At 71.9% G+C, this 25503-nt stretch carries 23 protein-coding genes and 1 pseudogene; 8 read left to right on the top strand and 16 right to left on the bottom strand.

Translation table 11 applies throughout. The features are described from left to right. Nucleotides 1-112: 112 nt before the first annotated feature. Entirely contained in the window at nt 113-1030 is a 918-nt protein-coding gene (locus ACH9D2_RS12995; RefSeq protein ID WP_396363250.1) for a PfkB family carbohydrate kinase, read from the bottom strand. Nucleotides 1031-1069: 39 nt separating this feature from the next. Beyond that, a pseudogene (locus ACH9D2_RS12990) lies at nt 1070-1969 on the bottom strand (nucleoside hydrolase); the annotation flags it as partial. Between the two features lie 171 nt (nt 1970-2140). On the opposite strand from ACH9D2_RS12990, the gene ACH9D2_RS12985 reads away from it, so the two are divergent. After that, nucleotides 2141-3625: a NupC/NupG family nucleoside CNT transporter gene (locus ACH9D2_RS12985; protein ID WP_396363222.1), complete on the top strand. Its 1485-nt coding sequence runs from the start codon at nt 2141-2143 to the stop codon at nt 3623-3625. Nucleotides 3626-3718: 93 nt separating this feature from the next. Here ACH9D2_RS12985 and ACH9D2_RS12980 read toward each other — a convergent pair whose 3' ends face one another. Then, a complete protein-coding gene (locus ACH9D2_RS12980; RefSeq protein WP_396363221.1) occupies nt 3719-4621 on the bottom strand; it encodes a LysR family transcriptional regulator in 903 nt (300 codons plus the stop codon). 177 nt (nt 4622-4798) lie between these two features. Here ACH9D2_RS12980 and ACH9D2_RS12975 point away from each other — a divergent pair, with 177 nt between their 5' ends. From ACH9D2_RS12975 to ACH9D2_RS12965, 3 genes are all read left to right on the top strand, one after another. After that, the gene (locus ACH9D2_RS12975) at nt 4799-6196 is read left to right on the top strand and encodes an MFS transporter (RefSeq protein WP_396363220.1); all 1398 of its coding nucleotides are present in this window, start codon (nt 4799-4801) and stop codon (nt 6194-6196) included. A gap of 171 nt (nt 6197-6367) precedes the next feature. Continuing rightward, nucleotides 6368-7288: a 3-hydroxyisobutyrate dehydrogenase gene (mmsB, locus tag ACH9D2_RS12970; protein WP_396363219.1), complete on the top strand. Its 921-nt coding sequence runs from the start codon at nt 6368-6370 to the stop codon at nt 7286-7288. 35 nt (nt 7289-7323) lie between these two features. After that, nucleotides 7324-8883: a CoA-acylating methylmalonate-semialdehyde dehydrogenase gene (locus tag ACH9D2_RS12965; RefSeq protein ID WP_396363218.1), complete on the top strand. Its 1560-nt coding sequence runs from the start codon at nt 7324-7326 to the stop codon at nt 8881-8883. A 280-nt stretch (nt 8884-9163) separates the two neighbouring features. Here the strand turns inward: ACH9D2_RS12965 and ACH9D2_RS12960 are convergent, their stop codons facing one another. Beyond that, nucleotides 9164-9358 (bottom strand): CsbD family protein, encoded by a 195-nt coding sequence (locus tag ACH9D2_RS12960; protein ID WP_396363217.1) that lies wholly within the window; start codon nt 9356-9358, stop codon nt 9164-9166. A gap of 114 nt (nt 9359-9472) precedes the next feature. Beyond that, complete coding sequence (locus ACH9D2_RS12955; protein WP_396363216.1) at nt 9473-10030, bottom strand: MarR family winged helix-turn-helix transcriptional regulator; 558 nt, start codon at nt 10028-10030, stop codon at nt 9473-9475. 147 nt (nt 10031-10177) lie between these two features. On the opposite strand from ACH9D2_RS12955, the gene ACH9D2_RS12950 reads away from it, so the two are divergent. Both ACH9D2_RS12950 and ACH9D2_RS12945 read left to right on the top strand, forming a co-directional pair. Beyond that, nucleotides 10178-10828, top strand: a complete 651-nt coding sequence (locus tag ACH9D2_RS12950; protein ID WP_396363215.1) for a hypothetical protein — start codon at nt 10178-10180, stop codon at nt 10826-10828. Between the two features lie 71 nt (nt 10829-10899). Then, on the top strand, nt 10900-11082 hold the full coding sequence (locus ACH9D2_RS12945) for a hypothetical protein (protein WP_396363214.1): 183 nt from the start codon (nt 10900-10902) through the stop codon (nt 11080-11082). Here ACH9D2_RS12945 and ACH9D2_RS12940 read toward each other — a convergent pair. Next, nucleotides 11061-11519 (bottom strand): DoxX family protein, encoded by a 459-nt coding sequence (locus ACH9D2_RS12940; protein ID WP_396363213.1) that lies wholly within the window; start codon nt 11517-11519, stop codon nt 11061-11063. The two genes, ACH9D2_RS12945 and ACH9D2_RS12940, sit on opposite strands and share 22 nt — an antisense overlap. Before the next feature lie 242 nt (nt 11520-11761). Continuing rightward, a complete protein-coding gene (locus tag ACH9D2_RS12935; protein ID WP_396363212.1) occupies nt 11762-12628 on the bottom strand; it encodes a hypothetical protein in 867 nt (288 codons plus the stop codon). Between the two features lie 255 nt (nt 12629-12883). On the opposite strand from ACH9D2_RS12935, the gene ACH9D2_RS12930 reads away from it, so the two are divergent. After that, nucleotides 12884-13813 (top strand): LysR family transcriptional regulator, encoded by a 930-nt coding sequence (locus ACH9D2_RS12930; protein ID WP_396363211.1) that lies wholly within the window; start codon nt 12884-12886, stop codon nt 13811-13813. An 88-nt stretch (nt 13814-13901) separates the two neighbouring features. On the opposite strand, the gene ACH9D2_RS12925 is transcribed toward ACH9D2_RS12930, so the two are convergent. From ACH9D2_RS12925 to ACH9D2_RS12885, 9 genes are all read right to left on the bottom strand, one after another. Then, on the bottom strand, nt 13902-15125 hold the full coding sequence (locus tag ACH9D2_RS12925) for an acyl-CoA dehydrogenase family protein (protein ID WP_396363210.1): 1224 nt from the start codon (nt 15123-15125) through the stop codon (nt 13902-13904). Then, nucleotides 15122-16579, bottom strand: coding sequence for an MFS transporter (locus tag ACH9D2_RS12920; protein ID WP_396363209.1), 1458 nt, complete (start codon nt 16577-16579; stop codon nt 15122-15124). The genes ACH9D2_RS12925 and ACH9D2_RS12920 overlap by 4 nt, the downstream gene beginning before the upstream one ends. Beyond that, nucleotides 16576-17010, bottom strand: coding sequence for an acyl-CoA thioesterase (locus ACH9D2_RS12915; protein ID WP_396363208.1), 435 nt, complete (start codon nt 17008-17010; stop codon nt 16576-16578). The genes ACH9D2_RS12920 and ACH9D2_RS12915 overlap by 4 nt, the downstream gene beginning before the upstream one ends. Continuing rightward, nucleotides 17007-18221 (bottom strand): CoA transferase, encoded by a 1215-nt coding sequence (locus tag ACH9D2_RS12910; protein WP_396363207.1) that lies wholly within the window; start codon nt 18219-18221, stop codon nt 17007-17009. The genes ACH9D2_RS12915 and ACH9D2_RS12910 overlap by 4 nt, the downstream gene beginning before the upstream one ends. Before the next feature lie 58 nt (nt 18222-18279). Continuing rightward, on the bottom strand, nt 18280-19161 hold the full coding sequence (locus ACH9D2_RS12905) for a 3-hydroxyacyl-CoA dehydrogenase family protein (RefSeq protein ID WP_396363206.1): 882 nt from the start codon (nt 19159-19161) through the stop codon (nt 18280-18282). Between the two features lie 77 nt (nt 19162-19238). Further along, on the bottom strand, nt 19239-20087 hold the full coding sequence (locus tag ACH9D2_RS12900) for an enoyl-CoA hydratase-related protein (RefSeq protein ID WP_396363205.1): 849 nt from the start codon (nt 20085-20087) through the stop codon (nt 19239-19241). 15 nt (nt 20088-20102) lie between these two features. Next, the gene (locus ACH9D2_RS12895) at nt 20103-22121 is read right to left on the bottom strand and encodes a TRAP transporter fused permease subunit (RefSeq protein WP_396363204.1); all 2019 of its coding nucleotides are present in this window, start codon (nt 22119-22121) and stop codon (nt 20103-20105) included. Continuing rightward, entirely contained in the window at nt 22111-23265 is a 1155-nt protein-coding gene (locus ACH9D2_RS12890) for a TAXI family TRAP transporter solute-binding subunit (RefSeq protein ID WP_396363203.1), read from the bottom strand. The genes ACH9D2_RS12895 and ACH9D2_RS12890 overlap by 11 nt, the downstream gene beginning before the upstream one ends. A gap of 29 nt (nt 23266-23294) precedes the next feature. Next, nucleotides 23295-24098, bottom strand: coding sequence for an enoyl-CoA hydratase-related protein (locus ACH9D2_RS12885; RefSeq protein ID WP_396363202.1), 804 nt, complete (start codon nt 24096-24098; stop codon nt 23295-23297). A gap of 189 nt (nt 24099-24287) precedes the next feature. On the opposite strand from ACH9D2_RS12885, the gene ACH9D2_RS12880 reads away from it, so the two are divergent. Then, complete coding sequence (locus tag ACH9D2_RS12880) at nt 24288-25466, top strand: acyl-CoA dehydrogenase family protein (protein WP_396363201.1); 1179 nt, start codon at nt 24288-24290, stop codon at nt 25464-25466. The last annotated feature ends 37 nt before the right edge of the window (nt 25467-25503 follow it).

The raw sequence follows: 25503 nt of genomic DNA, 5'->3' as shown, positions 1-25503 counted from the left end.
CGGCCCGGGAGGACACCGCGCGGTGGCGTCCGGGGCGGCGGTCGGTTCGTCGTGGCGAGGGCCCACAGCCTCTGGCCGGCCTCTCCCGGCGGGCGGACGGCTCCGCGGGAGGTCAGGCTTCTCCGGGCGCCGGGGTGCTGCCGGCGTCTCGCGGGGGCGGCAGATAGTGCGCCAGCGGGAAGAGGTCCGGTTGCGAGGAGGGGTCGCCGGCGGCATGGGCGCCCACTGCGTTGGCGGCGCGAAGCGCCGTCCCGTGGTCGAGCCCGGATGTGAGGGCCAGCACCAGCGCGGCGCAGAACGCGTCACCGGCGCCGACCGTGCTGACCACGGCCACCTCGTCGGCGGGGGCAGAAGCGACTTCTCGCCCGTGCTCGTAGAGGGCGGAGCCCTCGGCGCCGTAGGTCACCGCGACCAGCTTGGCGTCGGCGAGCTCGGGGATGAGGGCGTACTCGGTCTCGTTGACGACGATCAGGTCGCACCGGTCCACCAGATCAGCCGGGAGGGGCATGGCCGGGGCGGCGTTCAGGGCGAAGAAGCCCGTGGTCCGCCGGGCGGTCTCGCGCACGGTGCCGAGCTCGATCTCCAGCTGGCAGAGCACCACGTCCTCCGGCGCGAAGTCGACGTCCTCGACGGACACCTCGGCGTTGGCACCGGTGCAGACGACGATCGTGTTCTCCCCGTCGCGGTCCACGGCGATGAGGGCGGTGCCGGTCGGCGCCGGCACGCGTCCGACTCCGGTGGTGTCGACCCCGGCGGCGGCCATGCCGCGGAGGACCACGTCGCCGTCCGGGTCCTCGCCGACGGCGCCGATCATCCGTGCGCGACCGGCGAGGCGCGCGGCTGCGACGGCCTGGTTGGCGCCCTTGCCCCCCGGCTGCCGCTGCAGGGTCGCGCCGCCGACGGTCTCTCCAGGAGTGGGCAGCCGCTCGCACACGGCCGTCAGGTCGATGTTGATGCTGCCCACCACCGTGAGCGCCGGCCGGGGGGACTCCGCCGGTGCGGACGGGCCGAGCCGGCGGAACGTGCTCAGGAGGTGCGGCGCGAAGTCCTCGGCCAGCTCGAGCACCACCCGGCACCGGCCTCCGGTGCGAGCGGGGTAGCCGGCGTAGCGGCCGCGCATGTCGCAGAGCGTCTGGCCGCGCCCGGGACCGTCGGTCGTGTCGACCTGGACCCGGACCGTCGGGGCGAGGCCGAGTGGGACGGTGCCGGCGGCCACCGCTGCGGCCAGCGGGTCGTGCAGGGCGGAGGACGGCCGGCCGACGATCTCGGCGTAGTAGCCGGCGTAGTGCTCGAGCATCGCGGCCAGCGGAGGCATCACCGGATGGTCGATGGCGGCGATCTGCTCTCGCCGGTCCTCGTCCAGGAGATGGACCATGGTGACGTCCAGGGGCACCAGAGTCACGTCCCACGCGGCGGCGAGGACCTCGGCGGCCGCTTCGGGGTCGTGCAGGATGTTGGCCTCGGCCACCGGCGTCCGGTTGCCGGGGACCAGGGCGGCACCGCCCATGACGGTGACGCCGGCCACCAGCTCGGGCAGGACGGGATCCCGCCGCAGGGCGCGGGCGAGATTGGTCAACGGGCCGACGGCCACCACGTGGAGCTCGCCCGGGTGTTCGCGGGCGAGCCGGCCCAGCATCGCATCAGCCGGCTCGGTCACCGGCGCAGCGGCCGCCCTCGGCAGCTGCACGTCCCCGATGCCGTCGGCGCCGTGCACCGCCGGGCTGCCTCCGTCGAACCGGCCCCCGAGGGGGTGCTGGGCGCCGACCGCGACCGGGATGTCGGCCCGGCCCAGCAGGGCCAGCAGATCCACGGTGTTGCGGGCAGCGGTGACGGCGTCGGTGTTGCCGCTGACGGTGCCGATGCCCCGCAGGTCGACCGAGGGGATGGCCGTCAGGTAGGTCAGGGCGAGGGCGTCGTCGATGCCGGTGTCGCAGTCCAGGTAGAAGGGCCGGGCCTCCGGATCGGCCATCGCTCTCCCCCTCCGGGTCGGTCGATGATTCGGCTCGGTCGGTGAAAGGGACCTCCCAGCGCTCGGGCTAGAGTACCCCGTACCACGCCGGGGTCGCCGTTCGGACGGGGCAGTCTCCGCACCGACGTCATGGCCGGCAGCCTGGGCACACTCGACGGAAGGACAACGCACATGGTCGACGTGCTCTGGGGCATCGGCGGGATGATCGTGCTCCTCGCCATCGCGCTCCTGTTCTCGGTGGACCGCCGCAGGATCCGGCTCCGGACCGTCGCCCTGGCGCTGGCCCTCCAGGTGACCTTCGGCGTGCTCGTGCTCTACGTCCCGGCCGGTCGCGCCGTGCTCGAGACCATCACCATGGCCGTCCAGGCCGTCATCAACTCCTCCGCCGCCGGCATCGACTTCCTCTTCGGCCCGGTCCTGCCCGAGGAGGGGGCGGTCTTCGCCTTCCAGGTGCTGCCGGTCATCGTGTTCTTCGCGGCCCTGACGTCGGTGCTGTACTACCTGGGCGTCCTGCAGTGGGTCGTGAAGATCATCGGCGGCGGACTGGCGAAGCTCCTGGGCACGACGACGCCGGAGTCGATGAACGCGGCCGCCAACATCTTCGTCGGGCAGACCGAGGCGCCGCTGGTCATCCGGCCCTACGTGGCCAGGATGACGCGGTCCGAGCTCTTCGCCGTCATGTGCGGCGGGCTGGCGACCGTGGCCGGCTCGGTGCTCGTGGGCTACTCCCTGCTCGGTGCACCGCTCGAGTACCTCATCGCCGCCTCGTTCATGGCGGCGCCGGCCGCGCTGCTCATGGCCAAGCTCCTCGTCCCCTCCGGGGCGCTGGAGGAGGCACCGGCGCCCGCGCGCAGCCCCGGCGTGGCCGGCGGCCCGGCGAGCACCGGTCAGGGCACCGGTGACCCGGCGCAGGACGAGCCGAAGGAGGAGCGCCGCGACGCGCGACGGTGGCTCGCCAGGGGCGCCCGGCGCGGGGCGACGTCGCACGCGGCTCTCGAGATCGCCCGCCGGCAGGACGCCCGGGCCGCGGGCGGGAGCGACGGCGACCCCGTCCGCGCCGATGACGTCGCCCGGTCCGCCGATCCGGAGGGGGTGTCGGCGACGGACGCGGCGGGCGACCCCGTCGCCGAGGACGAGGCGCCGGCCAACGTCATCGACGCCGCCGCCCGCGGCGCGTCCGACGGCCTGAGCCTGGCCCTCAACGTCGGTGCGATGCTCATCGCCTTCATCTCGCTCATCGCGCTCATCAACATCATCCTCGGCTCGGTCGGCGGCCTGTTCGGGTTGGGCGACCTCACCCTCGAGCAGCTCTTCGGGTACGTCTTCGCGCCGGTGATGTTCGCCGTCGGGGTGCCCTGGGCCGAGGCCGTCGACGCCGGCAGCTTCCTCGGGCAGAAGCTCGTGCTCAACGAGTTCGTCGCGTTCGCCGACTTCGCGCCGCAGATCGAGAACTACTCCGCCAAGACCCAGGCCATCGTCACCTTCGCGCTGACCGGGTTCGCGAACTTCGGCTCCCTGGCGATCCTCCTCGGCGGACTCGGTGGCATCGCCCCGAGCCGCCGCCGGGACATCGCCCAGCTCGGCCTGCGGGCGGTGCTCGGCGGGACGCTCGCCAACCTCATGAGCGCCGCGATCGCGGGCATGCTCATCGGCTGACCTCCCCGGGGGAGCGCTGCAGGCAGCGGCACCCACAGGGCGCATCGTCCCGGCCCGCGCCGTGATCGCCGCGCCGCGCTCACCGCGCCGCGCTCACCGCGGGGCGGCGACGAGCTCCTCCTTCATGTCGGCCACGGCCGCGCGGATCGCGGTCACGACCGTCTGCACGGCCGGCCGGCGCAGCAGGTCGGCGCGCGAGACCATCCAGTACTCCACCGGGAACCACAGCTCCTCGGGGAAGAGCCGCACCAGGTCCCCGGCCCGCTCGGCGAGATAGCAGGGCAGCAGCCCGATGCCGGCGCCCGCCCGGGTGAGCTCCACGTGCACCACCGAGGACGTCGCCCCCACTCCCTGGCGCATCCGCGGGAACCGCCGGCGAGGGATGTCCAGCTCCGCGACGTCCTGCATCGACTCCACGAAGTAGATGAGCGGGTGCTCCTGCACCTGGTCGGCGGTGCGGACGGGCGGGTGGGCGGCGAGGTAGTCCCGCGAGGCGTAGACCCCGAGGGAGTAGTCGGCCAGGTGGAAGGCCTCCTTCCGCGAGACCTCCGGGCGCCCGACGACCACCTCCAGGTCGATGCCCACCGGGTTGGTCTGCGCCCGCCGGGCCGCGTTGATCATCTCCAGCCGCACCCCGGGGTGCTCCTCGATCAGCCGCCGCATGGCCGCGCCCATCACCACGCCGCCGAAGCCGTCCGGGGCCAGGGCCCGGACCACGCCGTTGATGGTGTTGGCGCGTCCGCCCGCCCCGAGCGGGAGGGTGCCCATCGCGGCCTCGATCTCCTCGCCGGCGGCCACGAACTTCCGGCCGAGCTCGCTGGGCTCCCACATCTCGCCGGTGCGCACGAGCAGCCGGGCGCCCACGGTCTTCTCGAGCGCGGCCATCCGCCGGGACACGGTCGTGTGACTGAGCCCGAGGTCGGCGGCGGCGCCGGCGTAGGAGCCGTGGCGGATGACCGCGAGCAGGAGCAGGAGGTCGTCGGCACCGTGCGACAAGGGGCAACACCTCCGGATGGCTGGACCGGCCCGGGGGAACGCACGTGATCGGGCGGCATGTGCATTTTTGCACAGGTGCCGCGAGCGCATGGTCATTGTGAAGCGCAACACATGTCCGCACACTGTAGGCAAACAATGTGACTACAGTCACCGTTTCCCCAGCAAGAGGAGAACTCCATGAGTACTGAGGACAGGGTCGCCGCCTCGGCGGACCCGAACGACTCCGCCGAGAACCGGGGCGGATTGAAGAAGGTCGTGGCGGCCTCGATGGCCGGCACGGTCGTGGAGTGGTACGAGTTCTTCCTCTTCGCCACCGCGTCCACCCTGGTCTTCGGCCAGCTGTTCTTCGTGGACACCGGCAACCCGCTGGACGGCATCCTCAAGGCCTTCCTGATCTACGCCGTCGGCTTCATCGCCCGCCCCCTGGGCGGCATCGTCTTCGGCCACTTCGGCGACAAGTACGGGCGCAAGCACCTGCTGCAGATTTCGATCGTCATGGTCGGCGCCGCCACGTTCCTGATGGGCTGCCTGCCCGGCTACGAACAGGTCGGCTACTGGGCCCCCGCCATGCTGGTGGTGCTGCGCTTCGTGCAGGGCTTCGCGGTGGGCGGTGAGTGGGGCGGCGCCGTCCTGCTCGTGGCCGAGCACTCCCCCAACAAGGAGCGCGGCTTCTGGTCCAGCTGGCCCCAGGCCGCCGTGCCGCTGGGCAACCTGCTGGCCACCGTCGTGCTGCTCACCCTGTCCTTCACCCTCTCCGAGGAGGCCTTCCTCTCCTGGGGCTGGCGCGTGGGCTTCTGGCTGTCGATCGTCATCGTGGCCATCGGCTACTACATCCGCACGCACGTCACGGACGCCGCGATCTTCAAGGAGGCCCAGCAGGAGGTCCTCGAGGAGAAGTCCGCCGCCTACGGCGTGGGCGAGGTCTTCCGCCGCTACCCCCGCGGCGTCTTCGGCGCCATGGGCCTGCGCTTCGCGGAGAACATCCTCTACTACGTGGTGGTGACCTTCTCGATCACCTACCTGTCCACCCAGCGGGACGTGGACACCAGCCGGATCCTGCTCCTGCTGCTGATCGCCCACGTCATCCACGCGATCTGCGTGCCGCTCGTCGGACGGGCCACCGACAAGGTGGGCCGCCGCCCGATGTACGCCGCGGGCGCCACGCTGGGCATCTTCTGGGCCTTCGTCGCGTTCCCGATGTTCAACACGGACAACAGCTTCATCATCCTGGCGGCCATCACCCTCGGCCTGATGATCCACGCGCTCATGTACGCCGGGCAGCCGGCGATCATGGCCGAGATGTTCCCCACCCGGATGCGCTACTCGGGCGTCTCGCTGGGCTACCAGGTGACCTCGATCGTGGCCGGCTCGCTGGCCCCGATCATCGCGACCGCCCTGCTGCGCGAGTTCAACTCCTGGGTGCCGATCGCCATCTACATCGCGATCGCCTGCCTCATCACCCTGTTCGCGGTGGCGACGCTGCGCGAGACCAAGGGCATCTCCCTCCAGGACATCGACGCCGAGGACCGGCGCCGGCTCTCCGAGGAGAAGGCCGCCCGGGACCGGATCTCCTGATCCGCATCAGCACCCGCCCGCGCCCCAGCGGCGGACCGGTTCCCCGGTCCGCCGCTGGGGCGCGCTGTGCATGACCCCCGCCCTGGGACACCCCGTTGTCCGGCACCTCGCACTTCGACATCCCGTATTTCGACACCCCGCAGTTCTAGACCTTGCAGAAGGGACTCCCCGATGACCACCATCACCTGGATCGGCCTCGGCCACATGGGCAATCCGATGTCCGGCAACCTCGTCAAGGCGGGCCACGACGTCCGCGGCCACGACGTCAGCGCCGAGGCCATGGCGGCCGCCCGCGACCACGGCGTGCAGACCTTCGACACGCTGGAGGAGGCGCTGCAGGGCGCCGAGGTCGTGTTCACGATGCTCCCCAAGGGCGACCACGCCCGCGCCGTCTACCTCGGCGACAGCGGCGTCATCGCGCTCGCGCCGAAGGACGCGCTGCTCATCGACAGCTCCACGATCGATGTGGAGACCGCCGAGCTCCTCCACCGGGCCGCCGAGGAGGCCGGCTTCCGCTTCGTGGACGCGCCGGTCTCCGGCGGGATCAGCGGCGCGGCCGCGGCCACCCTGACCTTCATGGTCGGCGGGAAGCCCGAGGTCGTCGAGCAGGCCCGGACGTTCATCGAGCCCATGGCCCGCAAGATCGTGGCCACGGGCCACGCCGGCACGGGCCAGGCCGCGAAGATCGTCAACAACATGATGCTGTTCATCTGCCTCGAGGCCTGCGCCGAGGGCTCCGTGCTGGCCGACCGGCTGGGCCTGGACCCCCAGGTGTTCTGGGACATCGCCTCGGTGTCCTCCGGCAACTCCTGGGCGCTGCAGACCTGGTACCCGGTGCCCGGGATCGTGGACTCCGCCGCAGCCAACAACGGCTTCGAGGCCACCTTCAGCGCCACCCTGGCCGCCAAGGACGCCGGCCTGGCGCTCATGGCCGGCGAGCAGACCGGCGTGCAGCTGCCCGCCGCGGAGCTCGTGGCCGAGAAGCTGCAACAGCTCATCGACGAGGGCCTCGGGGACAAGGACTGCTCCCTCATCACCAAGTACGCCGCGCCGGACGGGAAGATCCCGGGCTGGAACCCGGACCAGGCCTGAGCGGCGCCGCAACCACCATCATCGAGGAGAACACCATGCAGGACAGCAAGCAGAACGCCGAGACCCGCGCGCAGCAGGACGCCGAGCAGGGCGCCCAGGACCCGCGGGGCGCGGGGAAGATCATCGAGCACTTCATCGACGGGGCCCGCCGCGGCGGGTCCGAGCGCACCGCCGACGTCTACAACCCCGCGACCGGCCAGGTGGCCAAGCAGGTGCTGCTGGCCTCCGCCGAGGAGGTCGCCACCGCCGTGGAGGCCGCCGAGCTCGCCCTGCCCGCCTGGCGGGCCACCGGGATGTCCAAGCGCTCGGCCATCATGTTCAAGGTCGAGAACATCATCCGGGAGCGCACCCCGGAGCTGGCCGCGATCATCACCGCCGAGCACGGCAAGGTCCTCTCGGACGCGGCCGGGGAGGTCGCCCGCGGGCTGGAGAACGTGCAGTTCTGCGCGGGGCTGATGCACCACATGAAGGGCGAGTTCCTCGAACAGGCCGCCACCGGGGTGGACGTCCACCAGACCCGCCAGCCCGTGGGCGTGGTCGCGTGCATCACCCCGTTCAACTTCCCGGCCATGGTCCCGCTGTGGATGATCACCACCGCGATCGCCGCCGGCAACACCGTGATCCTCAAGCCGTCCGAGCGGGACCCCTCGGCGGCGGTGTGGATCGCCGAGGCCTTCGCCGAGGCCGGGCTGCCGGACGGGGTGCTCAACGTGGTGCACGGGGACAAGGTGGCCGTGGACGAGCTGCTGACCAACCCGCTGGTCAAGGCCGTGTCCTTCGTGGGCTCCACCCCGATCGCGAAGTACATCTACGAGACCTCCGCGGTCAACGGCAAGCGCGTCCAGGCCCTGGGCGGGGCGAAGAACCACATGGTGGTCATGCCCGACGCCGACCTGGACGGGGCCGCGGACGCGGCGATCTCGGCCGCCTACGGCTCCGCCGGCGAGCGCTGCATGGCAGTTTCGGTGCTGGTCACGGTCGGGGACGTCGCCGACCCGCTGATCGAGCGGCTGAAGGACCGGATCGCGGGACTGACCATCGGCGACGGCACCGATCCGGCCTCGGAGATGGGCCCGCTCATCACCGCCCAGGCCCTGGAACGGGTCAACGGCTACGTGACGGGAGCGGCCGCGGAGGGCGCCTCCGTCGTCGTCGACGGCACCCAGCAGGAGTTCGACGGCGAGGGGTTCTTCACCGGGGTGTCGCTGCTGGACCACGTCAGGCCCGGCATGAAGGTCTACGACGAGGAGATCTTCGGCCCCGTCCTGTCGGTGGTGCGGGTGGACACCTACGAGGCGGCCGTGGCGCTGATCAACACCAACCAGTTCGCCAACGGGGTCGCGGTGTTCACCCGTGACGGCAAGACGGCCAGGCAGTTCGAGTTCGAGATCGAGGTCGGCATGGTCGGGGTCAACGTCCCGATCCCGGTGCCGATCGGGGCGTTCTCCTTCGGCGGCTGGAAGAACTCCCTGTTCGGCGACACCCACATGTACGGGCCGGAGTCGTTCAACTTCTACACCCGCCGCAAGCTCGTGACCACCCGCTGGCCCGAGCCCTCGGAGTCCCAGATCAACCTGGGCTTCCCGACCCACTGACGGGTCCGCCGGACCTCCCGGCACGACGACGCCGGCCCCCGCCCTCCGCTCGGAGGACGAGGACCGGCGTCGTCCCCCGAGGTGACGCCCACCTGGGACGATCCCCTTCCCGGGAGGATTCCGGAAATCTCTACCAACTGGTAGGTTATTTCCCGGCGCTGGCTCACACCCCGGTGCCGCAGATCGCCGGCCCATGCCCGGACGGGTCCGATCTGCACGGTGCGCCGCGGCGCAGCGGTGCGCCCCCACCCTCTCCCGGGCCGGGGGCGCACTCGTCGCCTCAGCGCCTCAGGCCGTCGCCGACGTTCCGGGCGGCGTCCTTGAGGTGCTCGCCGGCCTGCCTCGTGCGCCCGGCCGTCTTCTGCGCCCGGCCCTCGGCCTGCAGGTCGCGGTTGTCGGTGGCGTCACCGACCGACTCCTTGGCCGAGCCGACCGCCTTGTCGGTCGCGTTGCGGATCTTGTCGTCGAGTCCCATCGGGATCTCCTTTCGTGCCCCGGCGTCCTCTGCCGGGGGCCTTTCTGCCGGGGCCTCACCATCAGGGGCCGCTGCGACCCGCCGGTGGCGTCCCGGAGGGAGGGCCGCGGCGGCTCAGGCGGCCCCGTGGTCCGGGGCCGGATGCCGCCGGTCCTCGGTCTGCTCCTGAAGCTGCTCCTCGTCGGTGGCCTCGAGCGCCTCGGCCATCGCGTGCAGGAAGGCGGTCACGGTGGCGGCCTCCTCGGCGGTCAGTGCGCGCGCGGCGTTCATCATGCGCTCGTGCATGCCCCCCAGGGTGGAGCGGACCTCGCAGTCGGCCTCGTCGGTGGCCACGATCACCAGCGCCCGCCGGTCCGTGGGGTGGGGGCGCCGCGCCACGTGGCCGCTGCGGGACAGCCGGTCCAGCAGCGTGGTGGTGGAGGCCGAGGAGATGCCCAGCTTGCGCGCCAGGTCCCGCGGGCTCAGGGGGGTCCCGGCCCGGTCCGCCTCGAGCAGGTAGCGCAGGGCCAGCACATCCCTCTCCCCCATGCCCATGGACTCACGGGTCCGGAGGCGCATGGCCGACTCGGCCGTGCGGTAGGCCCGCAGGGCCTCGAGCACCTGCAGCGCCGGCGGACGCCGGCCGCCGGTGGCGTACCAGTAGCCGGAGGACATCTCGGGGTGTGCGCTCATGCCCACAGTGTAGCGAGCTGAAAACAAGGAAGGCTAATAACTAGACAATCTAGTGATACTGCTGTTCGATGAGAACCGTGCGGTTTTCGCGAGGATCCGTGTGCAGAGGCAGAGGAACGCAGCAGGGTACGTGAGGAAGGTCGACAGATGAGCCAGCAGCAGCACCCCGGGTCCACCGACGAGAAGGCTGATCCCTCCACCCTCCGGACGATCGGTCGGGATCCCGGCTCCGCCGCGCGGGTTCCGGTCCACTGCGGCCGGCCCATGACGGTGCGCACCCTCGACTTCGCCGAGGTGCAGGACCGCGTCAACCACGCGGTGGCCCAGGCCGCGATCGACGGCCGACGGATCCACGCCTGCAGCTGCGGCTTCCTGCAGGAGACGCCGCTGGCCGTCGGCGCGGCCGACTCGATCGTCCCCGACGGCGAGACGATGCTGTTCCGCCCGTTCTTCACCCGGCGGGTCCTGGCCGCGGCCGGGCGGGTCGAGACGGCCGAGTGGTCCTTCGACCAGGCCCTGGCGGACTCCGGGTCCCTCGCCTTCCGCGACGCCGAGGAGCAGGCGCAGCGCCTCTGCGCCTTCGAGTCCGGCCTCGAGGCCGAGCGCTGGCGCCTCGACCAGGCCGTCGAGGAGCTGCGCGACGAGCTCCGCCTGGCTGTGGGCCACGACGTGCCGATCCCTCTCCTGGCCCGCGAGACCGCCCTCGAGGAGGCGGACGTGCTGGACCTGCTGCACCTGGGCGACCTCCCCGCGGAGTCCCGCGGCGGGGCCGGCTCCGCGTTCGCCGCGGCCTGCTGAGCGCCACGGTCGGCGGAACCGGGCCGTTACGCTGGGAGGACCCCCACGTCCCGTGCACCGGAAGGACGCCCGTGAAGTCGATCGTCGCGAGCCTGCTCGTCCTGGCCCTGGTGCTGACCTCGGCCGGGGTGCTGCTGACCTCCCTGGACGCCCAGGAGTGGCTGCCCTCCGTGGTGCTCGCGGCCCTCGCCTACCTCGGCACGTTCGCCCTGTACCGGCGGGTGCGGGACCGTTACGTCCGGCGCGAGGACTGATCCCGGCGGGCGCGGCGCCACGACCGCCACGCCCCGGTGGACCACAGGGCCCAGAGCACGAGCAGCGGCTGGAACAGCAGGCGCACGGCCCGGGCACGGTCGGTGTCCAGGCCGAAGGCGTCGGTGCGCGTGAGGTACTGCGAGACGTTGCCCGGGAACACGGCCACGAAGAACGCCGCGGCGAGCCACCCGAGCAGCACCCGCCGCCGGGGCAGGACCACGAGCGCGGCGCCGAGCACGATCTCCACCACCCCGGAGCCGAGCACCACGGCGTCGTCGGGCACGGGCATCCACTCGGGAACCTGGGCCGTGAACTCCTGGCGGGCCACGGTGAGGTGGCTGATCCCGGCGCCGAGCAGGACGAGCCCGAGCAGCACGCGGGCGATCGTGCGCGGCAGGGACGTGGCGGGGGCGGCGGCCCGTGAGGACGACATCATGCCGGGAGGCTAGCAGTGCGGGATCGCAGAAGGTTTGGACAGGTCACCGGGCGCCCCGGCCGTGGTGCTACCGGCGGCGACAGCCCGACCTCGTTGTCGGGACCGCGCACGGACGCCCGCGTGACCTGCGTCACCCACAGTAGGGGGTTCCGGGGGTATCCGGTGACCTGCATGCGAAATATGACGATTACGAATGCACATCGATCGGTGGGATACGGGGAGATCCGCTCCGAACGGGTCGCTCAGGCGAAGTCGGCCTTGCGGATCCGGCCGTGGGCGCCCGCGGAGCTGTCCTCCAGCCGGGTGACCGCGAACTCCGCGGCGCTCGAGAGATAGGCCTGGGCGATGGGCCGGTCCATGCCGCGGTCCCGCGCCAGGAAGTCCACCCCGGCGCTCACGGCCCGGTGCATGGCCGCGGTCAGGCAGAACGTCCGCTCGTCGGCGTCCTCCGGCCCCGAGCACCCGACGACGATCCAGTGCTCGTCGGTCTCGGCGAACGGCTGCCGGTGCGCCACGGCGGGCACGCCCTGGGCGCCGGTCCGGCACACGGTCACCCGGAAGGTGCCGAGCAGGGGCTGCCCGGCCGCGCCGAGGGCCCGGTGGAGCTCCCGGGGGCAGAAGGCGGCGCCGTCCCCGCGGACCGGCAGGTAGGCGGTGCACCCGGTCTCGAGCGGACCGGGGGACGCCTCCGGGTCCTCGACCTGGAGGACCTCGACCTTGAGCACGTCGCCGGGCCGGGCCGCCGGCAGGAGCACCGGGCCCGTGACCACGTGCGGGCCGAGCCCCTCGAGGGCGGGGACGTCGGGCTGCCGCACGGCCTCGCCGGCCTCCTGGGACGCCGTCGGGACGACCACGGGGTCCTCCGCCCGGGTCGCCGGAGCCTCGTCCTGGCCGGGGGCCTCGGCCGGCTGCGGGCGCTGGAAGCCCGGCACGCCCAGACCCGAGGAGGGGTGGGCGGCCCTGGCGGCCGCGGCGCGCGCCCGCGCGGCCTCGGCCGGGTCGGGCTCGGTGCGGGCGGGCTCGACGGCCGTGCCGCCCACCACACGGAGGACCGGCCGCCGGGCGGGCGGCACCACGGGCGCGGATCCTGGTCCGGCGTGCTCGGTCATGGGCTGCTCCTTGGGGGCGGGGCGAGCGGTGCTGCTTCGACTGTAGGAAGTCCGTGTTGCCGCACCGGGCACGGTGTGTTTCCGGAGCATGACGAACCTCATAACGAGACGAAGCATGCCACGGACGGGCGGACAAGCCCCACAGATGACAATTGCGACGAAACCGCACCCGTGTTGCTCCCCCGCACCGCCCCGCATCACCCTGCTCGTCCGTGCTTGTCCGGCTCGTCCCTGAGCACGCCATAGTCTGGCCGGATGGAAGTCCACAAGGCCCAGGCGTTCCTCGCCGTCGCGGAGGAGCTGCACTTCGGGCGCGCGGCGAAGCGCCTGCACATGGCGCAGCCGCCCCTCAGCCGGCTGATCCGGCAGCTGGAGGCGGAGCTGGGCGCCGCCCTGTTCGAGCGCAACACCCGCCACGTGAACCTGACGCCGCAGGGCGAGGCCCTGCTGGAGCCGGCCCGGGAGCTGGTCATGCTCGCGCGGCGGATCAAGGACGTGGTCCGCAAGTCGCAGGAGGGCGAGATCGGGCGGGCGCGGCTCGGCTTCGCCGGGGCCTCCGTGAACCAGGCGGTGGGCGAGCTGGCGCGCCAGGTCCGGCGCCGGCGCCCCGGGATCAGCCTGGAGCTGTACAGCTCGCAGTTCTCCTATCTGGGCCTGGAAAAGGTCCTGGACGACTCCCTCGACCTCGTGATCGGCCGCTGGGACTTCCTGCCGGCGGAGATCAACTCCCGGCTCGTCGCCCTCGAGGAGCTGCTCATCGCCCTGCCGGAGAACCACCGGCTGGCCGACCGCGAGACGGTCGACGCCGAGGACCTCGCCGAAGAGGCGTGGATCGTGCTGCCCGGCGGGGCAGGGGCCACGCTGCCCAACCGGCTCAACACGCTCGCGATGAACGCGGGGTTCGTTCCGCGCATCGTCCAGGTGGCCCCGGACTCCTGGACGCTCGTGGTCCTCGTGGGCGCCGAGATGGGCATCTCCCTCATCCTCTCCAGCGTCCGGGACAACGTGCCGTCCCGCGGCGTGGTCTACAAACCGCTGACACAGGAGCAGAAGCCGGTCGAGGTCCGCCTCATCTGGCGCCGAGGAGACGCGAACCCGGCCCTGCAGTCCGTCATCGAGATCTCCGAGACGGTGTTCCCGGCGCCGGAGGGCCCCCTGCCCGCTCCACCCCCCCGCACGCCGTGAACTCACCACTTCTCCCCGAGACCCGGTTGTTTGTCCGGGCTTCTCGTGGAGAAGTGGTGAGTTCGGCGAGGGGAGGGTGCGGCGGGGCTCAGCGGAAGGCGGAGATCCCGGTGATGTCCCGGCCCACGAGCAGGGCCTGGATGGAGTCGGTGCCCTCGTAGGTGGAGACGACCTCCATGTCCGTCAGGTGCCGGGCGACGTGGTTCTCCAGCAGCAGGCCGTTGCCGGCCAGCAGCTCCCGGGCCTCGTTGCAGATCCACTTGCCCTTCTGCGAGGTGGACATCTTCACCATCGAGGCCATGGCGTTGGTCAGCTCGCCCTTGTCGGCCAGCTCCGCCATCCGGTTGCACAGCAGTTGCATGGTGGTGAGCTCGCTGAGCATGTTCGCCAGCCGGGCCTGGACCAGCTGGTAGCCGGCGATCGGGCTGCCGAACTGCACCCGGGTGGCGGCGTAGTCGGCGGCGATCTCGAAGGCCGCCATCGCGTGACCCACCGCCTCCCAGGAGGCCCCCCCGCGGGTGGCCTGCAGCACCCGGGAGACGTCGGCGAAGGACCGGCACTCCTCCAGCCGGTTGGCCGCCGGCACCCGCAGGTCCTCGATGACGATGTCGGCCTGCAGGATCGCGCGCTTGCCGACCTTGCCGGTGATCACCGTCGGGTCGTAGCCGGCCGGGTGGTTGCCCTCGGCGTCCTTCTCCACCACGAACGCGTTGACCTTCCCGTCCTCGACGTTGCGGGCGAACAGGACCACGACGTCGGCGGCGTGGCCGTTGCCGATCCACCGCTTGTGCCCATTGATCACCCACTCCTCGCCCTCGCGGCGGGCGCTGGTCTCCAGTGCCACCGAGTCGGAGCCGTGCTCGGGCTCGGTGAGGGCGAAGGCCCCGGTCTTCTCCAGCTGGGCCATGGCCGGCAGCCAGCGCCCCTTCTGCTCCTCGGACCCGAGCATGTTCAGCGCCCCCATGCACAGGTTGCCGTGCACCCCCAGGAACGTGTTGATGCTGCCGTCGGCCCGGGCCATCTCCCGAGCGACCATCCCGGCGGCCTTGCGAGACATGCCCGGGCACCCGTGGCCCTGGATGGTGGTGCCGATGATGCCCAGCTCGGCCAGACCGGGCAGCAGCTCCCAGGGGAACTCCGCCTTTTCCCAGTACTCGTTGATGATCGGCAGCACCCGCTGCTGGGCGAACTCCCGGACCCGGTCCCGCACGGCGATCTCCTCCGGGGTGAGCTCGTCGTCGAGCCGGAAGTAGTCGGAGGTCGCGCCTTCTGCGCGGACGGCGGCCGGGGCCTCGGTCGAGGTGGTGGTCATGGTTGGTCCTTTCGTCGGCGGGTCCCAGGACCCGTGGTGGTCGGTGCGGTCGGTGGTGCCGGGCGTTCCCGGCGGGTGGCTCGCAGCGTGGCGAGCAGGCCCAGCGCGGTCAGGGCGACCGCGGGGAAGACGAGGATCGAGGCGCCGGTGGCCCACGCCAGGGAGACCCCGGAGTAGCCCACGGCCATCGAGAGGAAGCGGATCATGTTGTGGATGCCGATCGCCGTCCCCGAGCCCCCTGCGGGCGAGAGCACGAGCTCCGTGGCCGCCGCGCTCTGGGCGAAGGCGATGCCGGTCCCGGCGAGCACGAGCCCCAGGACCACCAGGGACACGATCACCCACCGGGCCACGCCGAGACCGGACGAGACCATGGCCAGCGTGAGCACCGGGGCGGCCACCACGAGGATCAGGACGCCCCGGCTCAGCTGGATCCCGCTGCCGTGCCGGCGGCCCACCCGGGACGCGAGGGGGCCCGCCGCCGTCATGGCGAGCGCCAGGGTGAAGACCACGGCCCCGATCTGGGCAGGACCCAGGACCAGGTCCGAGCCGAGGAACAGGGGCATGGCCACGATGGCCACCGCCATGGAACCCATGGCCAGTCCCGCTCCGGCCGCAGCCGTGAGATAGGCAGGGTCCCGGAGCAGGGCCGGGTCCAGCAGGGGCCGGGGTGCCGTCGCGTCCCCCGCGGCCCGCCGGGCCCGCCCCCGGGAGAGGCGGGCGAACAGCCACCAGCCGAGCACCGCGCAGACCGCGCTCGCCGCCGCCCACGACCAGGGGCCGGACTGCCCTGCCAGCAGCACGGCGGCGGCCGTCGCCCCGCCGCCCACGACGAGCCAGGCCATCGCGGACACGTGCATGGGCGGGCGCCGCCGACCGATCCGGGGCATGAACGCCGCCAGCAGGAGCATCAGCACGAGCACCAGTCCGGCGTGCACGACGAAGACCCAGCGCCAGCCCAGGGCCTCGGTGATGAGGCCGCCGAAGGGTGGGCCCACGGCCTGCCCCACCCCGATGGCCGAGGCCCACGCCCCCATCGTCTGTGCCGTCCGCTCCGGCCAGGTGGTGACCAGGGCCGCCTGCACGCAGGGCGGGATCGCGCTGCACGCCGCGCCCTGCACCATCCGGGCGAGCACGAGCGCCTCCATGCCCGCCGCCGCGGCGGCCGTGAGCTCCGCGAGGACCATGACGCCCAGCGCCGAGATCAGGAAGGCCTTGACGCCGAGCCGGTCGCCGAGCCAGCCGGCGAGCGGGACGGCCGTGGCCATGGCCACCGTGAAGGCACTCACGGCGAGCACCGACTGCTGGGCCGTCATGCCGAGGTCCGTCTGGATGACGTACAGCGGCGCGTTGATCACGTTCGAGGACATCGTGCCCAGCGCCGTGGTGGCCAGCAGTGCCGGGTAGGCGATCCGCCGCGCCCGCAGGCTGGGCCGGCCCTTCCGGAACGCGGTCATGCACGCACGGTCACGGAGTCCGGCTCCGGGACGACGACGCCCTCCAGGGCGGCCCGCACCCGGTCCGGCAGCGGCGTGGAGCGGCCCGTGGCCGGGTCCGTCTGCACGAGCACCGTCCGGGCGCGGACCGCGACCCGCCCGTGCTGGACGAGCTCGTAGGCCACCGTGTAGGACGACCGGCCGACCCGCGACACCCGGACCCGTGCCGTGAGCTCGGGGCCGTGGTCGATGGAACGCAGGTAGTCGAGCGCGAGCGAGACCACCACGCGCGGACGGGCGGGGTCCGGGATGCCGTCCTCCCCCAGCCAGGAGGCGGTCGCCGAGAGCCGCGCCTCCTCGATCAGGGTGACCACGCGGGCGTTGTTGACGTGCCGGTTGAGGTCCTGGTCGGACCAGCGCACCGGCAGCACCGTGGTGTGGACGGCGTTCACGACGCCTGCCGGACCGCGGGCTCGCCGCGCTCGAGCCAGGCCAGGACGCGGTCCCGGTCGCCGTCGAGCCGGGGCGGGGCCTGCGTGTAGTCGACCGGGGTCCGGCTGAAGTCGACCGGGTGGCGGACCGTGGGGATCTCCCGGTCCCCCGTCCCGGCCAGGACCACCGGGTCCAGTCCGAGTCCCTCGGCGAACCGGACGCCCTCGTCCACGCCCAGGATCGGCGCGCAGGGCACCTTGACCGCCTTGAGCAGCTCGAACCAGTCCTCGGCATCCCGGGCGGCGAGCCGCTCGATCATCAGCCGGCGCAGCTCCACCCGGTTGGCGTTGCGCGCGGACACCGTGCTGAACCGGTCGTCCTCGGCGAGCTCGGGCGCCCCGAGGCACCGGCACAGCCGCGCGAACTGGCCGTTGTTGCCCACCGCGATGACCATGTCCTTGTCCCGGGTGGGGAAGGGCTCGTAGGGGTAGAGGCTCGGGTGCTCGTTGCCCATGCGGGTCGGGACGCTGCCCCCGGCCACGTAGGCGGCGGACTGGTTGACCAGCCCGGACAGGGCCGAGGTCAGCAGGTTCAGCTCCACGTGCTGGCCCGCCCCGGAGGACTGCCGCTCGTGGAACGCGCCCAGGATCCCGGTGGCGGCGTGCAGGCCCGTGATGACGTCGAAGAGGGCCACGCCCGCCCGGTACGGCTCGCCGTGCTGGCTCCCCGTGAGGCTCATCATCCCCGAGAGGGCCTGGGCCAGGAGGTCGTAGCCGGGCAGATCGGCGCCGCCGGCGGTGCCGAAGCCGGTGATCGAGGCGTAGACGAGGTCCGGGCGCCACGCGCTGACGCTCTCGTAGTCGAGGCCGTAGCGCGCCAGGCCGCCGGGCTTGAAGTTCTCCACGAGGATGTCCGCCCGGGCGATGATCCGCTCCACGACCTCGAGCTGCTCCGGGTCCGAGAAGTCCAGGGCGATCGAGTGCTTGTTGCGGTTGACCGAGAGGAAGAACGTGCTCTCGCCGTCCCGGTGCGGCGGGACCCACGCGCGGGCGTCGTCCCCCGCGGTGCTCTCGACCTTGATGACGGTCGCGCCCATGTCCGCCAGCAGCATGGTGCAGTAGGGGCCGGCGAGCACGCGGCTGAGATCCGCCACCACCACCCCGGCGAGCGGGCCCGTGCCGGGGCGGCCGAAGATCTCCTGCAGGGCGTGCGCGTCCTCGAACTGGCTCATGTCTTCTCTCCTCGTCGTCGCTTCTGGTCCGGGGTTCCGCCCGGTGATCGTCCGGGGCTCAGCCGGCGTACTCGTACCAGCCGCGGCCGGTCTTGCGGCCGTACCGGCCCTGCTCGTAGAGCTTCTCCACGGAGGGGTGCGGGAGGTCCGCGGGGTCCCCGCTCTGCTCGTGCTGGGCCAGGCGGATCAGGTAGGACACGTCGATGCCGACCAGGTCCATGAGCTCGAACGGCCCCATCGGGTGGCCCAGGGCCGTCCGCGCGGCCACGTCGATGTCCTCGAAGCTCGCCACGCCGTCGGCCTCGAGGCGCAGGGCCTCGTCCCGCAGGGCCCCCAGGAGGCGGTTGGCCACGAAGCCGGGGACCTCCTGGTTGAGCCGGACGGGCTGCTTGCCGAGCCGGCGGGCGAGCTCCACGGTGGTCTCCACGGTGGCGTCCGAGGTCTGCGGGTTGCGCACCACCTCGACGCAGGCCATGACCAGCGCCGGGTTGAAGAAGTGCATGTTGCACACCCGGTCGGCACGGCCGGTCGCGTCCGTGAGCAGGGACGAGGGGATGGTCGACGAGTTGGTCGCTAGGACGGCGTGCTCGGGCGCGGCCTCGTCGAGATCGGCGAACAGCTGCCGCTTGATGTCGAGGCGCTCCACGGCGGCCTCGAGCACGAAGTCGGTCGAGCGTGCCGCCTCGAGGGAGTCGGTCGTGTACGCCATCCGGGCGATGGCGGCGTCCACCTCCTCCCGGCTCCTGCTGCCCTTCTCGGCGAGCCGGCCGAGGCGGCGGTGCACCTCGTCCCGGGACCGCTCGAGGGCGGCGGGGTCGAGGTCACCGGTGGTGACCGTGTAGCCGGCGAGGGCGAAGACCGCCCCGATCTGGGTGCCCATGGCACCGGATCCCACGACCAGGACGTCGCGGACGGCGTCGATGCTCGGCTGGGGGTTCATTTTCTGCTCCTCGGAATGGTGGGACGGGGGTGGCCGCGGGGTTCGGGTCGGGGCCGGGAATCGGTCGGGGCCGTCGGTCAGTTGTCGTCGCGGAAACGGGCGGGGCGCTTCTCCAGGAAGGCGCTCGCGCCCTCAGCCTTCTCCTCGGAGGCGTAGAGCAGGGACTGGGCCAGTCGCTCGAGCAGCAGCCCGGTGCGCTGGTCCGTCTCGGCGCCGTTGCGCACCACGAGCTTGGCCAGCCGCACGGCCAGGGGGCCCTTGGCGAGGATCGTCTCCGCCGTGCCGAGCGCGGTGTCCATCAGCTCGTCCGCCGGGACCACGCTGGTCACCAGCCCGATGCGCAGCGCCTCCTCGGCGTCGATGATCCGGCCGGTGAGGATCATCTCCTGGGCCCTCCCGAGTCCCACGAGCCGGGACAGCCGCTGGGTGCCGCCGGCGCCGGGCAGGATGCCGAGGTTGGTCTCGGGCAGCCCGAACCGGGCGTTGCCCGCCGCCACGCGGATGTCGCAGGACATCGCCAGCTCGTTGCCCCCGCCCAGCGCGAAGCCGTTGACCGCAGCGATCGTCGGCAGCTCGAGGTCCTGGATCCGGTCGTAGAGGCGTTGCATCCGGGCTCGCAGGCCGTCCCGCATCGTGTAGCCGACCAGCTGCGAGATGTCCGCGCCGGCCACGAAGGACTTCTCCCCCGCGCCCGTGAAGACCACGGCGCCGACGTCCGTCCGCCGCTCGAACGCGTCGAGCGCGGCCTCGATCCCGTCCAGCACCCCGAAGTTGAGGGCGTTGCGGACCTCGGGGCGGTTCACGGTGACGACCGCGACCCGGCCCCGCAGCTCGGTCGTGACGGTGTCCGTCCCGGTGTCGACGGGACTGCGCGGGACGGTGCCGGTCGTGGCGCCGGTCGTGGTGTCTGTCGTGGTGTGCGTCATGTCGGGTCCTTCCGGTCAGACGGTCGCGGTGACGGGCTCGGGGGCGTGCGCGGCGGTGGCGTCGTCGTCGCCCGTGGGCCCGGCCTTCACGGTGAGGAAGGTCAGGAGCACGCTCCCGGCCACGAGGACCAGGCCGAGGACGGCGGTGAGCGGCGTGGGCAGGAACAGCAGGAACCCGCCGACCGCGGCCGTGACCCGGAACAGGGCAGGCATCCGGCGGTCGAAGCCGACCGTCCAGCCCTCGATGGCCGAGGCCAGGGCGTAGACCCCTACGATGCTCAGTCCGAAGGCCAGCAGGATCCGGCCGGGCGAGTCCTGGGCGACCAGGGCGGGGTTCAGGGCGAAGCCGAACGGGACGATGTACTTCACCGCGCCGAGCTTCATGGCCGCCACGCTGGTGGCCATGGCGGGGGCCTTGGCCAGGCCCGCCGCGGCGAAGGCGGCGAGGCCCACCGGCGGGGTGATGTAGGAGACGGACGCCCAGTAGATGACGAACAGGTGCGCCGCGAGCGGGTTGACCCCCAGGTCGATGACCGCCGGGACCATGACGATCGCCAGGAACACGTAGGCCGCGGAGATCGTCATACCCATGCCGAGGATGAAGCACGTGACGGCGCCGGCGATGAGGATGAGGACCACGTTGTCGCCCACCAGCGCGACCAGCTCGCGGGCCAGGGACAGGCTCACGCCCGTGGCGGTGAGGCCGCCGACGATCAGGCCCACGCCCGCGATGATGCCGATGATGTTGCTCAGCGTCCGGCCGCACTCCACCAGGAAGTCGGTGAACTCCCGCAGCCCGAACTTCTGGCCCGGGCGCAGGACGGCCACGATCAGCAGCACCAGGATCACCCAGTACGGCACCTGGGTCTCGGAGTTCGTGAGGAACAGCAGCCCGGTTAGCAGGCCCAGGGCCAGGACGTAGGGCCAGCCCCGCACGAGCGTGGCGAGGGTCCGGGGCAGGAGGCTCACGGGCACGCCCTTCAGCCCGTTGCGGGCGGAGTACCCGTCGACCTGCAGGTAGATGCCCAGGAAGTAGAGGACCGCGGGGATGGTCGCGGCCACCAGGATCTCCGTGTAGGGCACGCCCACGAAGGAGACCATGAGGAACGCCGCGGTGCCCATGATCGGAGGGGTGATGGACCCGCCGGAGGAAGCCGTGGCCTCGATGCCGCCCGCGTAGGTGGGGCTGAACCCGGAGCGCTTCATGGCCGGGATGGTCATGGGTCCGGTGGTCAGGACGTTGGAGACCGCGCTGCCGCTCATCATGCCCATCGCGGCGCTGCTGGCCACGGAGACCTTCGCCGCGCCGCCGCGGTACCGGCCGAAGATCGACATGGAGAGGTTGTGGAAGAAGTCCGCGCCGCCGGTGTGCTGCAGGGCCACCCCGAAGACCAGGAAACCGATCAGGATGGTGGCCGCGGTCTGGATGGGCAGGCCCAGCACGCCCTCGGCCCCCATGATGTGCACCTGCGCCAGGGTCGGGAGGTCGTAGGTGACACCCTGCAGGACGCCGATCGGCAGGTTCTCGGCGACCAGCGGGTACAGGGAGAACAGCAGGGCGATGACGGTGACCGTGAGTCCGCCGGTGCGGCGCAGGGCCTCGAGCACCACGAGCCACAGCACGAACGCGGCGATCGTGGCGGTGGTGGGCGCCATGAACTCCCAGCCGTAGTTCTTGATCCGGGTGCCGTTGACCGCGAAGTACACGCACACCGCCGCGGAGACGACCATGAGCAGGACGTCGAACCCCTGGATCCGGCGCTCCCGGCCCGCGCCGGCCGCGGTGCTGCCGTCCCGGCCGTCCTCCTGCTGGGCCTCCACCTGCTGCGCGAGCGGGATCTTGCGCAGGGGGTTGACGATGAACACGACCGGCAGGAAGGCCGCCAGGATCAGGTAGAGGTAGGAGTTGGTCAGCAGGGACAGCCCGCCCACGTTCCAGAAGAACACCTGGTTCATGGCCAGCAGCACGCCCAGTACGGTCAGGACGATCACGACCGTCCTCCAGAACGGCGTCACCCGGGTCTCAGTTCTCATCGTCGTTCCCCTCGCTGTCCAGCTCGTTCTTCTTCCATTCCGTCCAGTCCTGCTCGAGCTCCTCCTCGGAGGAGGACTCGACGACGCCGGGCCAGGCCTCCCGCATGCGCTCGCCGCGCTCGATGAGCTCGTTGTTCTTCCGCTCGAGCTCCTCGGTCCACACGCCGCGCTCCTCGAAGTAGCGGACGGTCCCCTCGTGGAACGGGACCACCAGCGGCTCCTTCAGGACGGCGTCGAAGGAGAACTGCTTCGTGTCCGGGGTGGTGCCCTCGTAGTGCTCGTAGTTCTCGACCATCGCCTTGACGAGGTGGTAGACCTCGTCCGCGTCGCGGGAGCCCATCGTGGTGAGCGGGATCGTGTACTCGAGGACCCGGGCGCTCTCGCCCTCCTCCAGCCCGGCGCCGCTCGTGATCTCGCCGACCGTCACCATGGGCATGAGCTCCTCCCAGGTCTCGTAGCGGGCCGGGTCCGGGTCGTCGAAGGTCAGCCACTTGACGTCCGTGCTGGACGCGAGCTCGTTGATGTTGGAGCCGACCACGTTCTGGTACAGGGCGTCGATCTGCCCCGCCTCGAGACCGGCGATCTGCTCGCCGTAGGCGATCGGGACCTGCTCGACGTCGTCCCAGGTGAGACCGCCGTAGTTGAGGAAGCCCTCCATCTTGTTGTTGATCGAGGTGTTGGCGGTCAGCCGGGGGAACCTCTTGCCCTCGAGGTCCGCGAAGGAGTCGATGCCGCTGTCCTCGCGCACCAGCAGGCCGTAGTTGCCGGGGGGCGCCCACACCACGCGCATGTCCTGCGGCCCCCACACCTCGCTGGCGTACTCGTAGTCGCCCTCGAAGGCGTAGTAGTACTCGTCCCCGGCCCGCGCGTAGTCCACGGTGCCGTTCACGAGGGGAGCCAGCCGGCCGATGCCGGTGTCGGCGGTCATCAGCCGCACCTGCACGCCCTCCTCGTTGGTGAGGGTGTTCGCGATGGCGGCGAGATCGTTGTAGGTGCCGGTGCCCACGTTGTAGGTGGACCACACCAACTGCTGCGGCAGACCGTTGGGGCCCACCGGTTCGTCCCCCTCGGCGCTGGCGCAGCCGGTGAGACCCAGCACCGCGACGGCGCCCAGGGCGGCGAGCCGTGTCTTCGTTGTCCTCATGATGGCCTTTCGACGTGCGGTGGCGGCGCTCAGCGCCCGGAGAAGGAGGGGTGTCTCTTGTCGAAGAACGACTGCTTGCCCTCCAGGAAGTCGGAGGTCCCGAAGAGCGCCGGCTGGTGCTCCCGCTCGAACGCCAGGGCGTCCTCGAGCGAGCCCGAGGCCTCGCGGATCCCCCGCTTCACCGCGGCGACGGCGAGCGGGGCGCGCTCGGCGAGCTCTCCGGCGCGGGCGATCGCGGCGCCGAGCACGTCCGGGTCCGGCACGAGGTGGTCGACCAGACCGGCGTCCCGGGCGGCGCCGGCGTCCACAGGGGCGGCCTCGAGCAGGATCCTCCGGGCCCGGGCCGCACCGACGCGCTGGACCAGCGAGTGCACCAGTCCGCCGTCCGGGGCCAGGCCCAGGCGGGTGAACGGGAACAGGAACCGGGCGCCCTCGCCGGCGACCACGACGTCGCAGCAGCACACCAGGCCGACGGCCACTCCGGCGGCGGGACCGTTCACCGCGGCCACGACCGGCTTCTCCAGCGACGCGAGCTCCTGCACGAGCCCGGCGACCTCGGCCATCCGGGCGGCCGACTCGGCGGGGCCGGCGGGCGGCATGGCGGCGAGGTCGCCGCCGCCGCTGAAGCACCGCCCCGTTCCGGTGAGCACCACGGCACCGACCCCGGGCGCGGTGGCGAGCTCCGTCAGCGCGGCCCGCAACCGGCTGCGCAGCTCGCGGCCCAGCACGTTGCGGCGGTGCTCGTCGTCGAGCGTCACCACGGCCACGGCACCGGTGCGTTCTGTGCGCACCCTGGGCGGGACGGCGACGGCGGTGGGGGACGAACGGCTCACAGGAGTCCTCCAAGGGGTCAGCGGATGTCGTGCAGATCACATTCCCACGACCCACTGTGAAACCTCAAATACCTAATGTGGCGTTCAGTGATACCTATAGCTCAATTATCCGCTAACCCGTGTTGCATGGATCACGAATGCGACATTCTCGTCGGAGACATCCGAGCACCCCGATCCCCAGGAGGACCCATGAACGCCGCCGCGACCGACCTGCTCAACGTCGAAGCAGACCTCAGCGCCGAGGAGCTCGAGACCCGGGACACGGTCCGCGAGTTCGTGGACCGGAGGATCCGGCCGAACATCGCCGGGTGGTTCGCCGACGCCGTCTTCCCGCAGGAGATCGTTCCCGAGATGGGCCGGCTCGGCCTGCTCGGCATGCACATCCAGGGCTACGGGTGCGCCGGGAAGTCCGCCGTGCAGTACGGCATCGCGATGCAGGAGCTCGAGGCAGGGGACTCCGGCCTGCGCACGTTCGTCTCCGTGCAGGGCTCTCTGGCGATGAGCGCGATCGCCAAGCACGGCTCCGAGGAGCAGAAGCAGCGCTGGCTGCCCGGCATGGCCACCGGCGAGATCATCGGGTGCTTCGGCCTCACCGAGCCCACCGCCGGCTCGGATCCGTCGACCATGGCGACCACCGCGGTGCGCGACGGCGACGAGTGGGTCCTCAACGGCGCCAAGCGCTGGATCGGGCTCGCCTCCATCGCCCAGGTGGCCGTGATCTGGGCCAAGGCCGTCGACGAGAGCGGGCAGGAGCGCGTCCGGGGATTCCTCGTGCCCACGGACACCCCAGGGTTCACCGCCACGCCGATCGAGCCGAAGCTGTCCATGCGCGCCTCCATCCAGTGCGACATCGCCCTCGAGGACGTCCGGCTGCCCGCCGACGCCCTCCTGCCGGACAATCCCGGTCTGCGGGGACCGTTCTCGTGCCTCAACGAGGCGCGCTACGGCATCGTGTGGGGCGCCCTGGGCGCCGCGCGGGACAGTTTCGACGCCGCGCTGGCCTATTCGCAGCAGCGCATCCAGTTCGACAAGCCGCTCGCGGCCTACCAGCTCTCCCAGGCGAAGCTGGTGAACATGGCCCTGGAGATCCAGAAGGGGCAGCTGCTGGCGCTGCGCATCGGACGGCTCAAGGACGAGGGTCGGCTGGAGAACCACATGATCTCGGTGGGCAAGCTCAACAACTGCCGGATCGCGATCGAGGTGTGCCGGGAGGCGCGCACGATGCTCGGCGGCAACGGGGTCACGCTCGATCACTCGCCGCTGCGCCACGCCAACAACCTGGAGTCGGTGCGCACCTACGAGGGCACCGACGAGGTGCACACCCTCATCCTGGGCCAGCAGCTGACCGGGCACTCCGCCTTCCGCTGAGCACGCACTTGCCGCTCGACCCGCAGGGGCCCGGCCG

It is taken from the genome of Kocuria rhizosphaericola, assembly GCF_044462205.1.
Classification (GTDB): Bacteria; Actinomycetota; Actinomycetes; order Actinomycetales; family Micrococcaceae; genus Kocuria; species Kocuria rhizosphaericola.
Note: the sequence above shows the minus strand (reverse complement) of the source record. Positions and strands in the feature narration are given on the sequence as shown.

What these genes read in the sequence shown, in the direction of transcription:
- ACH9D2_RS12985 (WP_396363222.1), top strand. Translation starts at nt 2,141, where the DNA reads ATGGTCGACGTGCTCTGGGGCATCGGCGGGATGATCGTGCTCCTCGCC.
- ACH9D2_RS12975 (WP_396363220.1), top strand. Translation starts at nt 4,799, where the DNA reads ATGAGTACTGAGGACAGGGTCGCCGCCTCGGCGGACCCGAACGACTCC.
- mmsB (WP_396363219.1), top strand. Translation starts at nt 6,368, where the DNA reads ATGACCACCATCACCTGGATCGGCCTCGGCCACATGGGCAATCCGATG.
- ACH9D2_RS12965 (WP_396363218.1), top strand. Translation starts at nt 7,324, where the DNA reads ATGCAGGACAGCAAGCAGAACGCCGAGACCCGCGCGCAGCAGGACGCC.
- ACH9D2_RS12960 (WP_396363217.1), bottom strand. Translation starts at nt 9,358, where the DNA reads ATGGGACTCGACGACAAGATCCGCAACGCGACCGACAAGGCGGTCGGC.
- ACH9D2_RS12955 (WP_396363216.1), bottom strand. Translation starts at nt 10,030, where the DNA reads ATGAGCGCACACCCCGAGATGTCCTCCGGCTACTGGTACGCCACCGGC.
- ACH9D2_RS12950 (WP_396363215.1), top strand. Translation starts at nt 10,178, where the DNA reads ATGAGCCAGCAGCAGCACCCCGGGTCCACCGACGAGAAGGCTGATCCC.
- ACH9D2_RS12940 (WP_396363213.1), bottom strand. Translation starts at nt 11,519, where the DNA reads ATGATGTCGTCCTCACGGGCCGCCGCCCCCGCCACGTCCCTGCCGCGC.
- ACH9D2_RS12935 (WP_396363212.1), bottom strand. Translation starts at nt 12,628, where the DNA reads ATGACCGAGCACGCCGGACCAGGATCCGCGCCCGTGGTGCCGCCCGCC.
- ACH9D2_RS12930 (WP_396363211.1), top strand. Translation starts at nt 12,884, where the DNA reads ATGGAAGTCCACAAGGCCCAGGCGTTCCTCGCCGTCGCGGAGGAGCTG.
- ACH9D2_RS12925 (WP_396363210.1), bottom strand. Translation starts at nt 15,125, where the DNA reads ATGACCACCACCTCGACCGAGGCCCCGGCCGCCGTCCGCGCAGAAGGC.
- ACH9D2_RS12920 (WP_396363209.1), bottom strand. Translation starts at nt 16,579, where the DNA reads ATGACCGCGTTCCGGAAGGGCCGGCCCAGCCTGCGGGCGCGGCGGATC.
- ACH9D2_RS12910 (WP_396363207.1), bottom strand. Translation starts at nt 18,221, where the DNA reads ATGAGCCAGTTCGAGGACGCGCACGCCCTGCAGGAGATCTTCGGCCGC.
- ACH9D2_RS12905 (WP_396363206.1), bottom strand. Translation starts at nt 19,161, where the DNA reads ATGAACCCCCAGCCGAGCATCGACGCCGTCCGCGACGTCCTGGTCGTG.
- ACH9D2_RS12900 (WP_396363205.1), bottom strand. Translation starts at nt 20,087, where the DNA reads ATGACGCACACCACGACAGACACCACGACCGGCGCCACGACCGGCACC.
- ACH9D2_RS12895 (WP_396363204.1), bottom strand. Translation starts at nt 22,121, where the DNA reads ATGAGAACTGAGACCCGGGTGACGCCGTTCTGGAGGACGGTCGTGATC.
- ACH9D2_RS12890 (WP_396363203.1), bottom strand. Translation starts at nt 23,265, where the DNA reads ATGAGGACAACGAAGACACGGCTCGCCGCCCTGGGCGCCGTCGCGGTG.
- ACH9D2_RS12880 (WP_396363201.1), top strand. Translation starts at nt 24,288, where the DNA reads ATGAACGCCGCCGCGACCGACCTGCTCAACGTCGAAGCAGACCTCAGC.